The sequence below is a fragment of the Neolewinella aurantiaca genome, assembly GCF_008014675.1.
Lineage (GTDB): Bacteria > Bacteroidota > Bacteroidia > Chitinophagales > Saprospiraceae > Neolewinella > Neolewinella aurantiaca.
Window position 1 is genome coordinate 14,345 of sequence record NZ_VOXD01000023.1, and the last position, 17,978, is coordinate 32,322.

The 17,978-nt window shown below is 53.6% G+C and carries 15 protein-coding genes; 11 read left to right on the forward strand and 4 right to left on the reverse strand.

All coding sequences use genetic code 11. The features are described 5' to 3' along the window. Nucleotides 1–130: 130 nt before the first annotated feature. The 4 genes from FUA23_RS14705 to FUA23_RS14720 all read left to right on the forward strand — a co-directional run bounded on the left by FUA23_RS14705 (nt 131) and on the right by FUA23_RS14720 (nt 4,806). Nucleotides 131–1,120: an aminodeoxychorismate synthase component I gene (locus FUA23_RS14705; RefSeq protein ID WP_147931513.1), complete on the forward strand. Its 990-nt coding sequence runs from the start codon at nt 131–133 to the stop codon at nt 1,118–1,120. Nucleotides 1,121–1,203: 83 nt separating this feature from the next. Beyond that, nucleotides 1,204–1,839 carry an aminotransferase class IV gene (locus FUA23_RS14710; RefSeq protein ID WP_147931514.1) on the forward strand — a complete coding sequence of 212 codons (636 nt, stop codon included), beginning with the start codon at nt 1,204–1,206 and terminating at the stop codon, nt 1,837–1,839. A 153-nt stretch (nt 1,840–1,992) separates the two neighbouring features. After that, nucleotides 1,993–3,357 carry a 3-keto-disaccharide hydrolase gene (locus FUA23_RS14715; RefSeq protein ID WP_147931515.1) on the forward strand — a complete coding sequence of 455 codons (1,365 nt, stop codon included), beginning with the start codon at nt 1,993–1,995 and terminating at the stop codon, nt 3,355–3,357. Between the two features lie 132 nt (nt 3,358–3,489). Then, the gene (locus FUA23_RS14720) at nt 3,490–4,806 is read left to right on the forward strand and encodes a Gfo/Idh/MocA family oxidoreductase (RefSeq protein WP_147931516.1); all 1,317 of its coding nucleotides are present in this window, start codon (nt 3,490–3,492) and stop codon (nt 4,804–4,806) included. 116 nt (nt 4,807–4,922) lie between these two features. Here FUA23_RS14720 and FUA23_RS14725 read toward each other — a convergent pair whose 3' ends face one another. Both FUA23_RS14725 and FUA23_RS14730 read right to left on the reverse strand, forming a co-directional pair. Next, complete coding sequence (locus FUA23_RS14725) at nt 4,923–5,852, reverse strand: alpha/beta hydrolase (RefSeq protein WP_147931517.1); 930 nt, start codon at nt 5,850–5,852, stop codon at nt 4,923–4,925. Between the two features lie 46 nt (nt 5,853–5,898). Then, nucleotides 5,899–7,488: a T9SS type B sorting domain-containing protein gene (locus FUA23_RS14730; protein WP_147931518.1), complete on the reverse strand. Its 1,590-nt coding sequence runs from the start codon at nt 7,486–7,488 to the stop codon at nt 5,899–5,901. 274 nt (nt 7,489–7,762) lie between these two features. On the opposite strand from FUA23_RS14730, the gene gldG reads away from it, so the two are divergent. The 4 genes from gldG (at nt 7,763) to FUA23_RS14750 (ending at nt 11,929) form a co-directional block, all read left to right on the forward strand. Beyond that, nucleotides 7,763–9,490 (forward strand): gliding motility-associated ABC transporter substrate-binding protein GldG, encoded by a 1,728-nt coding sequence (gldG, locus tag FUA23_RS14735; protein WP_147931519.1) that lies wholly within the window; start codon nt 7,763–7,765, stop codon nt 9,488–9,490. A 9-nt stretch (nt 9,491–9,499) separates the two neighbouring features. Further along, nucleotides 9,500–10,516, forward strand: a complete 1,017-nt coding sequence (locus FUA23_RS14740; protein ID WP_147931520.1) for a hypothetical protein — start codon at nt 9,500–9,502, stop codon at nt 10,514–10,516. Nucleotides 10,517–10,701: 185 nt separating this feature from the next. After that, nucleotides 10,702–11,217, forward strand: a complete 516-nt coding sequence (locus FUA23_RS14745) for a DUF1573 domain-containing protein (RefSeq protein ID WP_147931521.1) — start codon at nt 10,702–10,704, stop codon at nt 11,215–11,217. Nucleotides 11,218–11,374: 157 nt separating this feature from the next. After that, nucleotides 11,375–11,929 (forward strand): YqgE/AlgH family protein, encoded by a 555-nt coding sequence (locus FUA23_RS14750; protein WP_147931522.1) that lies wholly within the window; start codon nt 11,375–11,377, stop codon nt 11,927–11,929. A 43-nt stretch (nt 11,930–11,972) separates the two neighbouring features. On the opposite strand, the gene FUA23_RS14755 is transcribed toward FUA23_RS14750, so the two are convergent. Next, the gene (locus tag FUA23_RS14755) at nt 11,973–12,437 is read right to left on the reverse strand and encodes a hypothetical protein (protein WP_147931523.1); all 465 of its coding nucleotides are present in this window, start codon (nt 12,435–12,437) and stop codon (nt 11,973–11,975) included. 42 nt (nt 12,438–12,479) lie between these two features. Here FUA23_RS14755 and FUA23_RS14760 point away from each other — a divergent pair, with 42 nt between their 5' ends. The 3 genes from FUA23_RS14760 to FUA23_RS14770 all read left to right on the forward strand — a co-directional run bounded on the left by FUA23_RS14760 (nt 12,480) and on the right by FUA23_RS14770 (nt 16,468). Continuing rightward, nucleotides 12,480–13,073, forward strand: coding sequence for a WbqC family protein (locus FUA23_RS14760; protein WP_147931524.1), 594 nt, complete (start codon nt 12,480–12,482; stop codon nt 13,071–13,073). A gap of 178 nt (nt 13,074–13,251) precedes the next feature. After that, the gene (ggt, locus tag FUA23_RS14765; RefSeq protein WP_147931525.1) at nt 13,252–14,946 is read left to right on the forward strand and encodes a gamma-glutamyltransferase; all 1,695 of its coding nucleotides are present in this window, start codon (nt 13,252–13,254) and stop codon (nt 14,944–14,946) included. 157 nt (nt 14,947–15,103) lie between these two features. Further along, the gene (locus FUA23_RS14770) at nt 15,104–16,468 is read left to right on the forward strand and encodes an ATP-binding cassette domain-containing protein (protein ID WP_246144242.1); all 1,365 of its coding nucleotides are present in this window, start codon (nt 15,104–15,106) and stop codon (nt 16,466–16,468) included. A gap of 129 nt (nt 16,469–16,597) precedes the next feature. Here FUA23_RS14770 and FUA23_RS14775 read toward each other — a convergent pair whose 3' ends face one another. Further along, a complete protein-coding gene (locus FUA23_RS14775; protein WP_147931527.1) occupies nt 16,598–17,806 on the reverse strand; it encodes a pyridoxal phosphate-dependent aminotransferase in 1,209 nt (402 codons plus the stop codon). Nucleotides 17,807–17,978 lie beyond the last annotated feature (172 nt).

Sequence of the window (17,978 nt, forward strand, 5' to 3'; positions counted from 1 at the left end):
ATTCAGTAATACCCGTAATGGCCGACGGTATAAAGACGCTGAGAAAGTGCTTATTCTTTTACTCGCTGTGCTTCGTAACTTTTCGCCTTCTAAAACGTCCTATTTCCGGATGCAGCATCAAAAGCACAACATGACTACCTGGGCACTGCGCCTGAACGAACTTGGTACGAACAGGCACCCCTTTTTTTTTGTGGTCGACTTCGAGCAGAACGATCCCCGCGTCTGGGCTGAAGGTTCGGATGCAGAGGACGTCCCCCGTTTTTCATTCCGGGACTACCCCGATCCCGGGCCTGCACCTCAGGGCATGCTCCCTCCAAAATTATCAGCGGATCACATAGCAGAAGCCCGGTTCCGAAAAGCCTTTGACACCGTGCAGGCCGGGCTTCACCGGGGTGATAGCTTTTTGACCAATTTAACCTTTCCGGTACCCGTAGACATCAACTGCACCCTGGAAGATATTTACTGGCAAAGTGAAGCTAAATACCGCATTTTATGGCCGGGTAAATTTGTTTGTTTCAGCCCTGAGACCTTCGTCACCATCAATGCCAGTGGTTACATCGAGAGCCGGCCCATGAAAGGTACAGCGCTCGACACCGATAAGGCCCGTGCGGCCCTGCTCAACAGCCGCAAAGAAATCGCTGAACATGCTACCATTGTCGATTTGATCCGCAACGACCTCAGTCAGGTTGCGAAGAAAGTCAGGGTAACCGATTATCGCTATTTCCATAAAATAGCCACCAGCCGCCGGGGACTGGTGCAAACGAGCAGTAAAATTGGCGGTCAATTGCCCGCAGCATGGCAAAACCAACTGGGTGATATTCTGGCTACGCTGCTTCCGGCAGGCTCGGTATCCGGAGCGCCAAAGGCAGCCACTTTAGACATCATCAGGCGGGCCGAAGGCCAGCCGCGGGGCTATTATTGCGGCATCGGCGGGTATTTTGACGGCACAACATTAGACACCTGCGTACTGATTCGATTGATCGAAGAGCGCCCCGACGGAAGCCACTTTTTCCGCTCCGGAGGAGGCATTACGGCTCGTAGTAAATGGGAAGAAGAATACACTGAACTCAAGGCAAAAGTGCGAATTCCATTGTCTGTTAGCCAATTTTCCCTACATTAGAGTCAACAAGCCGGTACTAACGTGCTGGTAAATCGTTGTTATAAGGGCTCCAAATCCATTATAAACGCTGAGAGACACACTCATTGGCAAAAAATAAAGTCACTCCCCCAATCCTTCTGGAGTCGATCCGTATTATGGATGGGCAAATCAATCTGTTGCCTTATCACCAGCGGCGCGTAGACCGGTCGCGGAGAACGTATTACGCTAAATCCCCCGCTCTGAAACTCGACAAGGTCATAGAAGGGTTGGATCTTCCAGGCAAGGGACTCTACAAATTGAGAATCGAATACGGAGCAGAGCTGGTAAAGCATGAAATCCTGCCCTATCACCCCAGGAAAGTAGAAAGCCTCAAGCTCGTAAATGCCGAGAATGTCGCCTATGGCCGTAAATACGCCGACAGAAGCAGTATCCGTAAATGCCTCGAGAAAAAAGGTCATTGCGACGATATACTTATGGTTCAGCGCGGCCACCTGACCGATTCGAGCTACGCAAATATTGCGCTCTACGACGGTAGCCACTGGTATACTCCATCGTGGCCGCTGCTACGGGGTACCCGGCGGGAAATGTTACTGGAGAAAGGAATCATCCGCCCCTCCGTTATTCGTGTTCGAGACCTCAGGTCGTTCCAGTCAATTCGCCTGATGAACGCAATGCTACTATGGGACGAAGGGCCAGTTATGGACGTTAAAAGCATAATTGGGCAGGACGGAAAGTGGTGACAGAGAAATAACGGACCTTATTAACCCTCTTTGCACCTGCGTTCCCGCTACTTTATTCCGAAAACGAGAATAATAACTCGTTTTTAAAAGTATCAGGACAGTACATGACAGCATAATTCTAAAGGTTTCTTACCTTTTCGCAAAATTCGACGCATGCAAAAACTTACTTTAATCTGTTTAACTTTTTTTTTCAGCACACATCTGTGTGCACAAGACACAGATTTCAAACCATTGTTTAATGGTAAAGACCTTTCCGGATGGGAACAGTACGGCGGGACGGCGACCTACGAAGCCGTTGACGGCGTACTGGTAGGGACAGCAACCAAAAAGACCCCAAATTCGTTTCTGTGCACCGACCGCCCCTACGGTGACTTCGTTCTCACCTTCGAATTCGAAGACAATCCCAACCTGAATTCAGGGGTGATGTTTCGTGGCCAATGGCGCCAGGAAGAGGACATTCGCCGTATTTACGGTTACCAGATGGAAATTGACCCCAGCCCCAGAGCATACACCGGCGGTATATACGACGAGCGCCGCCGGGGTTGGCTCTACCCTCTTCACTACAATCCCCCGGCGCGGAAAGCCTATCGTCAGGCAGGCTGGAATACGGCCAGAATTGAGGCCATCGGCAATGAATTACGCACCTTCATCAACGGCGTTCCTGCGGCCAATATGGTCGATGATTTTGATGAATCAGGCATGATTTGCCTGCAGGTACACAGCATCCCCGACAAGCTGGCGGGAACGCAGGTACGGTGGAAAAATCTCAAGATCAAGGAAGGTGCGACCAAAGCGGATCAATTGCCGGGCGCTAAATACGCTATGCAGGTAAACAACCTCCCCAATACACTCAGTGAATACGAAAAGCGCCACGGATGGCGCTTGCTGTGGGACGGAAAAACCAGCAAAGGATGGCGAGGAGCCAAACTCGACGAATTCCCCCAAAAGGGTTGGAAAATTGAAAACGGAGAGTTGAGTGTGCTCGCCAGCGACGGAGGTGAAAGCACCAACGGCGGAGATATCATCACTACCGATCACTTCAGTGATTTCGAGTTGCAATTCGAATTCAAACCCACTAAGGGCGCTAACTCAGGAGTGAAATATTTCGTAGACCCCACGCTCAACAAAGGAGCAGGATCGGCCATCGGCCTTGAATTCCAGATCCTTGACGACAAAGTACATCCCGACGCGAAAAAAGGAACCAACGGCAACCGCACCGCCGGTTCCCTTTACGACCTGATCACCGCTCAGACGCTTGATACTCCGCGCAATAAGGAAATCAGGATTGGAGACTGGAACCGTGGCCGGATAGTTGTGAAAGGCGGCCACGTCGAGCACTGGCTCAACGGCTATAAGGTAGTAGAATTCGACCGTTTCAGCCAGATGTTTCGCGCGCTTGTAGCGTACAGCAAGTACAAATACTGGGAGAACTTCGGCCAGTGGCCCGCAGGGCCGATCTTACTGCAAGACCACGGAGACCTCGTCTCGTTCCGGTCCATCAAGATCAGAGAGTTCTAGCTTTTATCCTTAAGCTGCCCGCGGGCTGAGGACGATATACGGGCACAGGCCCGAAAAAATCCGTAAGCCTGTGCCCATCAGAATTATTTCAACAGAAAAGCGCAGCGCCGCTGCGCTTTAGATAGCAAGATCATGTCAACAAGAAGAAAATTTTTAAAAACGGCCGCCCTCACCGGGGCGGGGCTCACCATTGGAGCTCCGGCGATAGGTAAAAACATTCTCGGCGCCAACCGCCGCGTCAATGTGGCGATGTTTGGTGTCAACGGCCGTGGAGGTGCCCTCACTAAGACCTTCGCCAAGGCCACCGATTCGTGGATTCACGGGATCGGAGATGTCGATTCCAGAGCAGTGGAGAAAACCCAGAAGGCTGTATACGACCTCAAAGGCCACCGCCCTACGGGCAATCAGGACTTTCGCCGGTTCCTCGACGACCGCGATGTAGATGCCGTAGTAATTGCAACCCCCGATCACTGGCACGCTCCGATGGCCATTATGGCCCTCGAAGCCGGAAAGGATGTTTACCTCGAAAAACCCTGCAGCCACAACCCTCAGGAGGGTGAATGGCTGGTAGCCAAGCAAAAAAAGACCGGAAAACTGGTACAAATGGGTAACCAGACCCGCAGCTCCGTAACCCTGAATAAGATCGTCAAAGAAATCAAGGAAGGCCTGATTGGCGAAGCTTACGCGGGCAAAGCGTGGTACGCCAACACCCGGGGAGGAATTGGGTCCCCTAAGAAAACGTACCGCCCGGAATGGCTGAACTGGGAGCTTTGGCAGGGCCCTGCCCCCCGAAAAGACTACCATGAAGGCTATGTTCACTACAACTGGCACTGGTACTGGGATTACGGTACCGGAGAAATCCTGAACAACGGCACCCACGAAATAGACATGTGCCGCTGGGCCCTTGGCGTGGACTACCCCACCCGGGTGACCAGTTCAGGAGGTCGCTTTCACTTCAATGACGGATGGGAAGCCTTCGATACGCAGAACGTTGGCTATGAGTTTGCCGACAAGAAAACCATCAACTGGGAAGGCCGCAGCTGCAACGGGATGCCGTTCTGGAACCGGGGCCGGGGTTCATTGATTCACGGTACCGAAGGTACCGTTCTGATGGATCGCCAGGGGTACTGGGTTTATGACCTGAAGGGCAAAGAGATCCGTAAAGAGATGGAAGCTGCGAAATCGGTCAGTATGGATGTACGCGGTGGCGGTGGACTCGATGACCTGCATATTCGCAATTTCATATCTGCTATAAACAGCGGCGAGGCCCTCAACAGCCCCATCGACGACGCAAATACCAGCGTCACGATCTGCCACCTCGGCAACATTGCTCAACGAACGACCGGATCACTCGATCTGGATCCCAAAACAGGAAAGCCTCTCAATAACCCCGCAGCCCTGGAACTCTGGGGACGGGAGTACGAAAAAGGATGGACGCCTAAAGTGTAATGCTGCACTTTCCGCACAAAAAAATGCCCCGGAGTATCGCTCCGGGGCATTTTTTATGAACCTCCGCCCGTACCGGATCCAGGCGCGGACGCAGGTGCATGGTCCGGATGCTGTGCTTAGTCGCACCAATCCCCCACAAAGTCGAGAACCATACCGGTGTACTCCTCTCTGCGCCAGATGATGTTATGGGCGTGCCAGGCTCCCCAGTCCAGTTTACGCGCAGTAACCACTCCTGGTTTGAAAGCCTTTGCCAGCTCGTCGAACTGCACCGGATACGTCAGCGTATCGGCAGCGGAGTGCACAAGTAACACGGGAACGTCGATCTTCGGTGCTGCAAGCACAGGACTGACTTCATCGAAGTCAACTCCCGCCCGCAAGCTGGTCCAGGCAAATGCGCCGGGCGTTAGTGCATTCAGGCCGGCTCCGTACTCTTTGAGGCCGCGTTCCATCACGGCGCTTTCCCAGTCGGCAAACGAGCTTTCGCTGACTACCCATGCTGGCCGTGGAGCTCCCTGGCGGGCAGCAGCCAGTAAAACGGTTGCTCCGCCCCAACTTTCGCCAAACCAACCGATACGCTCCTGGGCCAGTCCCGTCGTCTGCCGCAGCCAGTCGTTCGCAGCGATCAGGTCGGTAGCTTCGTGGTACCCGCCGGAGCCGAAGGCCTCCGGTGCCGACTCTCCGTGCCCACGGTGATCGTAGAGCAGCAAAGCACAACCGCAGCTGTCGAATACCGGAGCGTACTTGAGCATATTGGCCCGGTTGACACTATACCCGTGAGCCATCACAACCCCGCAACGTACGGTATCGGGCCGGTAGAGCCATCCCTTCAGCGTAATTCCGTCTACAGGGCTGGCAAAGCTCATCTCCTCCCGTGGAGGTAAATTACGCTGCAAACTGTCCAGGTCCAATTGCCAGCGGTCCTGGTTCATTCGGTAAACCGTAGCGATGTCGCGATCGGGAGTATTGAGAATAAGGCCGCTGAAAAACCAGGTAATGCCAAGGTATACTACCAGTAGCGCGGCGAGGGAGAACAGTAATTTTCGCATGACTTAACTTAAGCGGGTAAGTTAGAATATTCAGCGCACCCAATCATCATCTCAGCAACATTACAGCGCCCGCAAGGAACCTTTCTTTGCCGTCGTCCATGACAACGACGACCGTGTAAACATACAGACCCGGCGCAGCGGCTTCCGTTCCGTGGCGCCCGTCCCAGTCGGTGCCGGTGGCGAGAAGACTGCCCCAGCGGTCGTAGACCCTGAGGTCGCGGACTTCGACCAGATCTGCTCCTCCGGCGATCATGAAGCGATCGTTGATTCCGTCTCCATTCGGTGAAAACGCCGTAGGCTGATACACCTCGTAGTAACTGAGGTTCAACATAACGATGCTGTCGCAGCCCAGACCAGAAACCAGAGGTAAATCATAGGTTCCGGCCACGCTTACCGAATGATAATCAATCGCGTAAGTTTCGTCAGGAAAGATTCTGGCGTCGACCGTATCCCGAAGTTCCTCCAGAACGGTCAGCTCCAGCCGTACAATACTGTCACACCCCTGAAACGAGGATAGCGTATCCACGTAACTCCCGGATTCATAAATTTCCCGGTCGCCTAATCTGAAGAAATCTCCCGGGCAGAGGGTGGCGCTGACGGGAGCGTCGATAACGGGGATTACGTAAGTAAACTCATCAGACTTCCGGCATCCTGTTCCATCATCGATGACTGCCTGGTAGGTTCCTTCTCCGTAATTTTGGCTGAGGCGAAAACCCGTTTCTCCTGGCAGCGCAATTCCTTCTTTATACCACTGGCAGGTGAAATTTTCGCGAGCGGGCACCTCGAGTCGGTAATTCGGTGAGCAGGGGTGGTCCGTCCCGTTAATGCTGAAGTTGAACGACTCCAGTTCATCCAAAAGCAAGTTGTCGAAAAAATAGTAATAGTGCACGTTACTGGGTCGGAGCTGGCAATCGGGGCCGATAGCGATGGCCGCAATGTTTTCGGTGGGTGTTACTTCGATGAACGCTTTTCTCCAGCCTCCGCCAAAGACAGTAATCACCTTGCGGGAGCCCAGCCTCACCCAGCCGGGCCCGTTGGTTGGGCAACCGAGCTCTTCGTTGTCCTGCCCGAAGGGCAGGTTATTGCAGTCCGTAGTACCGAAAAAGGAGATGTTGATGTCTGGAGAGTTTTCGGCTCCCACAAAGCCCAGGTCGAACTCAAAGCGGTAGGTTGTACCAGCCTGGAGAGGTCTCAGCAGGCAGGCTCCGGCGTATTCCTTCCACGTTGCGCGCGGTTCCGTCTCATCCATGCCGGCGGGGCGGCCGTCGCGGAAGCCTAAGATTCCTTCTCCGTCGGGAAAAGGCCGGGGCGGAGGCAGGTTGTCCCAGCCCGTCCATCCGCAATCATGGATAAAGTCAGTGGTGGGTTGCGACGCCTGAATCCAAACGTCAGCGCAGTACAGTTCACTCCGCCCGCCGGGGCAACACTCGATGTCTTCGAAGGAAGGATTGGGGATCAGAGACACCGGTTCGATAACCGCGCAATCGCAATCGGAGTCATTCAGGTCAATTAGTCCGTCCTGGTCATCATCGATTCCGTTCGCACACTGCTCAGGAGATGCGGTTTGGGCGATTGCCCTCCCTGCGGTGCCAAAGAGCAGCAGAGCGGCGAAGAAAAGTATTGCTTTGAGGTTCACCCGAGTAAGGTAAGTATGATTTTTAAATTCTTCCGGCGCGGTCGCAGGTACACTGAAGGCTTTACGAAATGCGGACAATCGATCCCTGCTGTGCCCCTTCGGAGCGCCCTCCTTGAACCGCTCCCCTGCACCTGCGACCGCGCCGCGTGATTAACCCGACACCCCGATTATTTTTTGCGCTGCTCCCCTCCGAAAAAGCCATCCGCCCGTCAAAACCCGGTTTAAGGTTCGTTGGGGTAATCCCTGTTTGTATCTTCGCGTTCTCTTAGAACTTATGGCTCAACTCGAACACAAACATCGTACGCAATCATTATTGCAATTCGGACTGGCGCTTGCTCTGCTTGTCATCGTTAATGTACTCGCCAACGCCCGTTTTGGCGACACGCCTCTGTACGGCGCGCTCGACCTGACGGAAGACAAGCGTTTCACGCTGACCGATAACACCATTGAGCAACTCAATGCCCTGCAAGAGCCCCTTTTTGTGCGGGTCTTACTGACCGGTAATTTACCTGTGGATTTTCAGCGGTTGGCCGATAAAGCCGAGGAAACACTTATCGATTTTGCTGGCCACAACGATCTGCTGGAATATGAATTTGCCGATCCGCTGTCCGGCACACCGGAGCAACGCACCGAGCGGCAGAAGAACCTCGCTGAAGAAGGAATTGTCCCCGAAACCGTGTATTCCGCCGAAAGCGCCGCAGAACGCTCGGCAACCGTCGTCTACCCCTACGCGATCTTCTATTACGGTGGCCGCACCCGCATCGTGCCGCTTCTTCAGCCTTCACCCCGCGGATTCAATCAGGTTCGCAGATTGAACAAGGCAGAAGCACTCATGGAGTACAATTTCAGCCGCGCCATCGAAAGCCTTACCAATAACGATAAGCCGCTCATTGGCTTTACGGTAGCCAACGGAGAAATCCCCCCAGCCAACACCGGAGATTTGGTAAGCGTGCTCCGCAAAGATTATGAAATCGGTCCGGTTGTTCTCGACAGTTTCGTTTCGATTCCGCAGGACATCAAACTGCTCATCGTTGCCAAACCTACCGTTCCGTTTGAAGATTTCGAGGTATTCAAACTCGATCAGTACGTGATGAACGGTGGCAAAATCCTGTGGGCTATCGACAACATCGGGATGGACTACGACTCCCTGCAGGGCCGCAACGAATTCTACCCTTTACCACGTGAACTGGGCCTCGATGAGCTCTTCTTCAAATACGGCATCCGGATGACACCGGTGCTAGGGCTCGATCTCAGCAACACCCAGATCCCGATCCGGACGGGCACACCCGGAGGTCAGCCTAAAATTGAGATGACCCCTTTCCCCTACCACGTTCTGGCCGTGCCGCAGGGCGAACACCCGATCATAAAAAACCTCGACCCGGTCGATCTCCGTTTCCCAACCGTAATCGAAACGGTTAACGACGAAGATCCGGACATCACGAAAACGCTGTTGCTTAAGTCCAGCCCACGGTCGCGCCGCAAGCGCCTCCCCTCTTCGATTGACCTCGATGCACAGAAGTACCAATTAGATCTGGACCGATTCAACGAAGACGGCCTGCCGTTCGCTTACCTTCTGGAAGGCCGCTTCAAAAGCCCCTACGCCAACCGGCTCAGCAAGGCCAACGAGGAGGCCCTGCGCCAGGGAGGTCTTCCTTTCCGGAAAGAATCCGACCCGACCCGGATGGTAGTGATTGCCGACGGAGACATCCTGTCTAACCCCGTCATAAAAAACCAGACTTATTCGATGGGCTACAACATCTGGCAGCGGTTCACCTACGCTAATAAGCCCTTTATTCTTAACGCAATCGAATACCTACTTGACCCTGAAGGTGTTATCAGCGCCCGGGGGAAAGACGTTAAACTTCGCTTACTCGACCGCGAGGCGGCCCTGGCTGACAGCTTTAAATGGCAAACCATCAACATCCTCGTTCCATTGTTTATTCTGGCTCTTTTCGGGCTGATATTCAACCTGCTTCGCCGCCGCAAATACGCGAGAAAATAATCTTACCAAATGAACAGAACTCTGATCCTTCTCCTGGCTGTCCTTCTCCTCGGAGGCATTGCCTGGTGGGCAACCTCCTCCGCCCAAAAACCTGCCTCTGCCGAAGAACGGGCCGAAATCCGTCGCTTTGGTTACCAGAACTTCGACGAGGTCCACAAGATTTTCGTCGCCGACCGTAAGGGGCACAACGTCACCCTGGTTCGGGGAGGCATCAGTGGTTGGCTTGCCGACGGCAAGCCCGCCAACGACAACATCATGAAAAACCTGAGTGATGCGGTACAGAACATGGACATTCGCAGCCTTCCTACCGAAAAGGCCAAGCCAAACATGGTCAAAGACCTCGCCACCAACGGCATCCTGGTACAGTTATTCGATAAAGAAGGAAAGAAACTACGGGGCTACTACCTCGGCAGCGGAACTTACGACGAGCTTGGCACAAACGCCATCGTAGAGGGCAGTGAGGAGCCCTACGTGGTGCACCTGCCTCACTTTACCGGCAACATCCGCCAGCGTTTTACGCACTGGGACGATGAATGGCGCGACAAGGTATATTTCCGTGTTGACCCGGAAAACATCGAGTTGTTCAGCATCGAGTACCCCCGCCAGAGAAACAAGAGTTTTAAAATTACCCGCGACGGAGACAAATACGTTGCAGCTCCGTTTTACGAGACCGGCCAACCGGTACGGGAGGTTTCCCGTGCTGCCGTGGAAAGCGCTCTTGTCCGCTACGAAAAATACTACATCAACCGGTATCAGAACAACGACAAAGAAGGAATTGAAGCGGTGAAAGGCATCCTCCCCTTTGCAACTATTACCGTGAAACAAGCCGGCTCTGAAGCTCAGGAAATGCGGGTTTTCCCCAAGTACACCAACCATACCTTCACGCAGGACCCCAAAACAGGAGCAGTAACTGAACAAAACGGATTGGAGTCTTACAACGCATACATCAACAACGGGGAAGACTGGGTGCTGCTAAATGTCGAAACGGCCCAGCAACTGTTTATCGGCTTTGATTCCTTTCAGTAGGCAGAGCACTATTCTGATAGAAAAAACGACATTTGCTACCTTTGCATTGACAACCTGTTAACAAGAATTCAGTATCCATTGGGCGAGTTCTCACGTTTGTAGGTTGATCTTTGCATCGACGACAACGAAAATACCCGTACTTTCGCAGTCTCAAAATTAACTAACGGATCAAATAACTATCCACTATGCTTAAGCAATTCCTTTCCATCACTGCCGTGTGCGCGCTTGCTTTTACCACTTTCAGCTGCCAGTCCGGTGGTAACGACGCTGTTCGCGACGCTGCCCGCCAGACCGTTGAGACGGTAACTCCTCCTGCTGCACCAACTGCTCCTCAGCCGAACGTAGCTGTGCCATCCGGCCCCGTTACTACTGTTGCTTTCGCAGACAACGGCACGTTCGATTTCGGTACAGTAACTGAAGGTGAGATCGTATCTCATACTTTCAGCTTCACCAACACCGGTTCCGAGCCCCTGATCATCTCCGACGCTAAAGGTAGCTGTGGTTGTACAGTACCTTCTAAGCCAACCGCTCCTATCGCTCCGGGCGAGGATGGCGAAATCACCGTTCAGTTCAACTCTAAGAACAAGAAAGGTGCACGTAACCAGAAAGTTACTGTAACTGCCAACACCAACCCTGCGCAGAGCTTCATCTACCTGACTGGTACCGTGAACCCCGACCCCAACGCCGGCACCCAGAAGTAATTCTTCCGGGCCACAAGGCTAACGACTGAAAAGCGCTCCGTTCGGAATTTCCGGGCGGAGCGCTTTCTTTTACCCGGCACAGTACAGAGGCAACAAGTTCTTTTATTTGGCAACTCCCGTCCAAAACCGTACGTTACAACCCAACAATACTCCGTTCATGAAAAAACCAATCAAAACCGGCACCATGCTTTTGGCGGAACCATTTATGTTGGACCCCAATTTTAAGCGCGCCGCTATCCTCCTAGTTGATCACGGCGAAGACGGAAGCATTGGCTTCATTCTGAACCGTGAGAGCGAGGTGAGAATTGATCATCTCGTTGATGACTTCCCTGAGTTTGAAGCACCGGTTTACATCGGCGGCCCGGTGGGCCGCGATACGGTACATTACCTGCACCGCAGAGGTGACCTGATTGAAGGTAGTGACCCCGTTGCGCGGGGGATTTGGTGGGGTGGAGATTACGAACGCCTGAAGTTCCTAATCCGGCAAGGGCTGATGACTCCCTCCGACGTGAGGTTTTTCGTCGGCTATAGTGGCTGGTCTGAAAACCAACTGGAACAGGAGATGGTTAACGGAAGCTGGGTTCCGGCGGCAATGGACCCTAACTACGTTTTCAGGTCTCCCCCAGACACCCTCTGGAGCCAGGTGATGCACCACAAGGGAAACGCCTTTTCAGTAATTGCTGATATGAAAGACGAAGCGAAATTCAACTGATTTACTGAGATTGGCTCTCAAATCGTGTCAGCCAGAACATCCTTTACCGTCTTCTTTTTTTCTGCCGGAACTTTGGCTTAGTCCATTCTTCTTTTTGTGCGAACTCTACAATCGCCTTCATGAAGGCGGCCATAGATAAAAACACGAGGTACCCAAAAGTGATGACGAAGTAAATCCACTGGTAGCTGCCTGCTTCCCTGATGCTCATTCCGCTGAACGCCCAGGCCAGTAGCCCGGAACCCAGCGCAAGCCCCAGAAACGAGTAAATGCTCCGCCCCCAGTATTTCATCAGGTTCTCCGCTGATGCACTCATGATAGCATTCAGAAGGGAAAAAAACAGGAGAAAACTCGCGGCACACATCCACGGCCATTTACTCGTAATCGCATCCTCGGCGGCCAGAGAAAAGACAGAGCCGAGGAGAATGAATACGAAAACGGCAGCCAGCGCACCGCCTGCCTGATATAAAGGATCTATTTTTCTCTCGAAGATCGACGTGTTGTCCGTCATAACTTATTTTTGCCCACCTAACACGGAAGGTCGATTATTGTTATGAAAAAACCAACTCCACTGCTCACCACCACTGCTTATTTCCCTCCGGCTCATTGGCTTACCGGGGCGCGGGACGCAGGTGCATGGTTGGTTGAAGGGCACGAGAACTACCAGAAAGGCGGCCAACGTAACCGTTGTCTTATCGCCGGCCCAAACGGCACTCAAACTCTGAGTGTTCCGCTTGAGAAAGGCAAACATAACCGCAAACCAGTCCGGGAAGTCCGCATCAGTTACCGCAATGACTGGTGGCGCGAGCACGAGCAAAGCATCCGTACCGCCTACGGTCGTTCACCTTTTTACGAGTATTACGCCGAAGAGATATTTGCCGTCCCCCGGAGTCATCCGGAGACGCTATGGGAGCTCAATCAGCAAATCACCAGCACCATTGTGCGCCTGTTACAATGGCCGGTCCTTCCGGAAACGACCGAAGACTTCATCTTCCCCGATACTCCGGGATACCAACGCCCCGGGGAATTACCCGCCGGGCTCTCCCCCTACCCCCAGGTATTTACCGACCGGCACGGGTACCTGGCCCGGTTATCGGTGCTTGACGCATTGTTCTGCCTCGGCCCGGGGCTCACCACGAAGGTGTAAATAGCAAATTGCACGAACGAAAACACAGGAGCCCCTGTGCTACGAGAGATGGACCTCCGACCCTGGACACTCGCCACATTTGCGTCGATTCCTGCAATTTGTTGTTCATACATCACGAAGTAAGGTCCGATCGTTGTGTCCGGAAATAATTACCTTACCCTCCAACAACGACCACTGTATGCGCTTACTTCTCATTTGTCTGCTTTCTTTCGGCCTCCTTACCACTTGCCGGGAAGTACCTCAACTCGATTACACCGCCGAGAAAACCGGAACGTTTGCTCAGGCGGCCATTGCCGGCCCTCACCCCAAAGCAACCGAAGTAGGTCTCGAAGTCCTTAAGAACGGAGGAAATGCAATCGATGCAGCAGTAGCCGCGCAGTTCGCTATGGCCGTTGTGTACCCCAGGGCAGGCAACATCGGGGGCGGTGGTTTCCTGGTGTACCGCGACAAAGACGGCAACTCAGAAACGCTTGATTACAGAGAACGTGCTCCCGCTGCCGCTGATCGTGATATGTACCTCGACGAGGAAGGCAACGTCATTCCAGGCCTCAGCACTCTTGGCCACCGGGCCGTCGGCGTCCCCGGAACCGTAGCAGGAATCGAAGCGATGCACCAAAAGCACGGCTCCAAACCATGGGGAGAGCTCGTCTCCTATGCCATTGATCTGGCCGAAAACGGATTCCGGCTCAGCCAGGCTGAGGTAGACCGCCTGAAGCGCTACCACGACGACTTTGTGAAATTCAACGACAACAGTCCGTTTCTTGACACGCTTTCGGTGGAAGGGACTCTTGTTCAGCAACCTGAGCTTGCCGCTACCCTTTCCCGTATTCGTGATAACGGTGCAAAAGGCTTCTACACTGGTAAGACCGCCGACCTCCTCGTTGCCGAAATGAAATCGGGCGGCGGGTTGATCACCCACGAAGACCTGGTAAACTACGAAGCCACCTGGCGAACGCCCATCCGCAAAGCCTACAAAGACTACGAGATCATCTCCATGCCGCCCAGCAGCAGCGGCGGAGTTGCCCTGGCCCAAATGGTCGAGATGCTCGAAGCCTATCCGCTCGCTGAATATGGATTCCAGTCAGCCAAAGCGGTACAGGTGACCGCCGAAGCAATGCGCCGTGCTTACGCCGACCGCGCCGAATACCTTGGCGACAGCGATTACTACCACGTACCAATCGACTCCCTGCTCAACGACGAGTACCTCGCCGGCAGAATGGCCGACTTCAGAACGGATTCCGCCGGCTCGTCTGACTTCATCGGTGCTGGCCTGAACGCGGTTCGGGAGACCTACGAGACAACCCACATCAGCATTATCGACGCCCAGGGCAACGCCGTATCGATCACGACTACCCTGAACGGTAATTTTGGCAGCAAAGTAATCGTTGATGGTGCCGGTTTTTTCCTCAACAACGAAATGGACGACTTCAGCGCAAAGCCCGGCGTGCCAAATATGTTTGGCCTCGTGGGCAAAGAAGCAAATGCCATTCAGCCTGGCAAACGCATGCTTTCCAGCATGACCCCCACCATCGTCGAGAAAGACGGTGAATTATTTATGGTTCTCGGTGCTCCCGGCGGGTCCACCATCATTACCGCAGTCCTGCAAACCTTGCTTAACGTGGTAGAGTTCGAAATGCCGCTTGCCGAAGCAGTCGATGCTCCCCGGTTTCATCACCAGTGGCTACCTGACGTGATTCTCCACGAGAAGACAGCACTCGGCAACGGCGTCAAAGAAGAACTGGCGGATATGGGCTACGAGTTCCGCGAAGTAAAGTACATGGCAGTCATTAAAGCACTCCAGCGGATGCAAGACGGCTCCATCTCCGCAGCGGCAGATAAGCGTAATCCCGACGACGACGTAGCAGGCTATTAAAAGCATCGTCGGGCTCAGGTGATCGCCACAGCCACAACAGGAAAGCAAGGACTTCAACGCCGCAAAGACAATCGCCATTTCCCAAAGAACCATCACTCCTCTCCTGCACTTCAGGGATCTTTCCCTGGCCCGGAACAATACCACTGTCCTTCATCAGATCAACTGGACGGTACGGCCAGGCGAACACTGGCTCGTTTCCGGAGGAAACGGAGCAGGTAAAAGTACCCTCGCGGAAGCCATCACGGGCAAGCACCGGATACGCTCAGGTATCCGGACCTGGCCCGCCATTCAAAACCGATACTCCGGGGCAATCCGCCTTATCTCCTTTACCGACTCTTCCCGCTTGTTCAGCAACGCCAACGCCGTTCATTATTACCAACAAAGATTCAACGCTTTCGACTCCGATGGCCACCTGACCGTGCGCGACTATCTCCTGGCTAACGGGCACGACGACAATTCCGCCCGTGCCACCCTCGCCAGTCTTGGCGCTGAGCATTTACTGAACCTGGAACGGATCAAACTCTCCAGCGGGCAAACCAGAAAATTGCTACTCGCTAAAGCGCTTGCCGGCCAACCTGAGCTCCTCATCATCGACAACCCCTACCTCGGTCTCGATGCGCCCAGCCGGCATCAGCTCAATGAGATTCTGACTGCACTCACCGCAAAGAACAAGACCAGTCTCATCCTGATTGCCAATTCCGAAAATCCCCCTGCCTGCATCTCGCATCGCCTTCATCTGCATAAAGGACGGGTAATCAGTTCAGGTCCGGAATCAAGTTCTCCCGGGCAAGCGCCTTCTCCGGATAAAGACATCTTCATCGACGAAGCGATACTTCGTCGTTTCAGCAAGGAACCAACTTCGCCGCCGTATGATTCAGTGATAAAACTGCAGGACGTCAGCGTCAGCTACGGCGACAAACCGGTGCTCGATAAGCTCAACTGGGTCGTCGGCACCGGAGAAAAATGGCTCGTATCGGGCAACAACGGCAGTGGTAAGTCGACTTTGCTCAGCCTCATTTATGCGGATCATCCGCAGGCGTACGCCAACCAAATATACCTTTTCGACCATCGCAGGGGACGAGGAGAAAGCATCTGGGACATTAAGCGGCGAATCGGATTTACATCTCCGGAGTTACACAGTTTCTTCGACGGCAGCCTTACGGCCCGTCAAGTGATCCTCAGCGGCTTAAATGATAATTTCCGTCCGCCCGCACGGGTAACGCCCCAACAATCTGAACTGCTGCAGGGTCTCCTCGACTTCTCCCGGCTCGATGACACCGATACCAAAACCTTCCGCCAGTTCTCCACCGGTGAGCAGCGCCTCCTGCTCCTGCTGAGAGCTTTGATAAAGGTCCCACCCGTGTTACTGCTGGATGAGCCCTTCCAGGGGCTCGACCCGGCAACCATACAACGCTGCCGCCACCTGTTGGATGCAGTGCTCACCCCCCAACAAACACTCATCTTCATTTCGCATTTTCGCGAGGAAGTTCCGGAAACGGTCACGAAAGAATTAAAACTGTAACCGCAGTCCGGGAACGATTCAACATTTACCTCAAAAAAAAAGTCATCCCGGGTGGCTTGTGCCAGACCGGGATGACTCATCTTTATCTACGTTGCCCTTAGAACCAAGGCCTCGTTTTGCGGGCTCGGTTTAAGACAGTGCTTCAAGTGCCTTCTTGATCCGGGCAACAGCTTCCGTCAACTGCTCTTCAGAAGCAGCGTAGCTGATCCGGATACAGGTAGGAGCTCCGAAGGAGCTACCGCCTACGGTCGCAACGTGCGCTTCCATCAGAAGGTACTCGCTGAGATCATCGGAGTTGGAAATGGTAAATTCTCCGTTAGACTTACCGAAGAAGGCAGCGACGTCGGGAAATATGTAGAAAGCCCCTTGTGGGCGGTTAACTTTCAGACCTTCGATGGCGCTCAGTCCTTCGATGATGAGCTCGCGGCGCTTTTCGAAAGCGGCACGCATATCTTCGGTTGGCTTCAGGCTCGAGTTCAAAGCGTGGGCACCGGCGGCCTGCGCAATACTGTTTGCTCCGGAAGTATTCTGTCCCTGGAGCTTGGAGCAGGCTTTGGCGATCTCGAGTGGAGCACCGATGTAACCAAGTCTCCAGCCGGTCATTGCGAAGCCTTTGGAGAAACCGTTTACGGTGATGGTACGGTCTTTAACTTCTGGCATAGTGCCGATGCTGGCATGCTTACCGGTGAAGTTGATGTGCTCGTAGATTTCGTCAGCCACCACGTAAACGTGGGGGTACTTACCGAGCATGGTTGCGATGGCGGCGAGTTCGTCTTTGGTGTAGACCGAACCGGTCGGGTTACACGGAGAAGAGAACAGGATGAATTTGGTCTTGTCGGTAATGGCCGCCTCAATCGCTTCGGCGCTCACTTTGTAGTCGTCTTCGATGCCTGCGCCTACGACGAGGGGAACACCTCCGGCCACCTTCACGATAGCAGAGTAGCTCACCCAGTACGGGGCCAGGATGACAACTTCGTCGCCTTCGTTGAGCATAGCCATCGCTACGTTGGCCAGCGATTGCTTGGCACCCGTGGAAACTACGATCTGGGCCGGAGCATAGTCCAAACCGTTTTCCCGTTTGAACTTGTCGGAGACAGCCTGACGCAACTCGGCTGTACCGGGTACTGGGGTGTACTTTGTGTCTCCGGCATCAAGTGCTGCTTTGGCAGCATCTTTGATGTGTACGGGTGTATCAAAATCGGGTTCTCCGAGACTGAGACTAATCACGTCGTGCCCCTGGGCCTTAACCTCACGACCCAGCTGAGCCATTTTCAGGGTAGCGGATTCTTTCATGCGCAAAACGCGGTCGCTCAGAGGAGAAGTTTTTGTAGTAGACATTTTTATTTCTTGGGGGGAGTGTGGTAAGATTTTAAAACTGTGCGAAGTTAGTGTTTCTGACTCCACATTTACGCACCACTATTTCAATATTTGTACGGTGGCTAATTGTTTTTTTGGCGCGGCCGCGGGTGCAAAGAAGGTTGAGAGCAACCTCTCCCCTGCCCACGTGTCG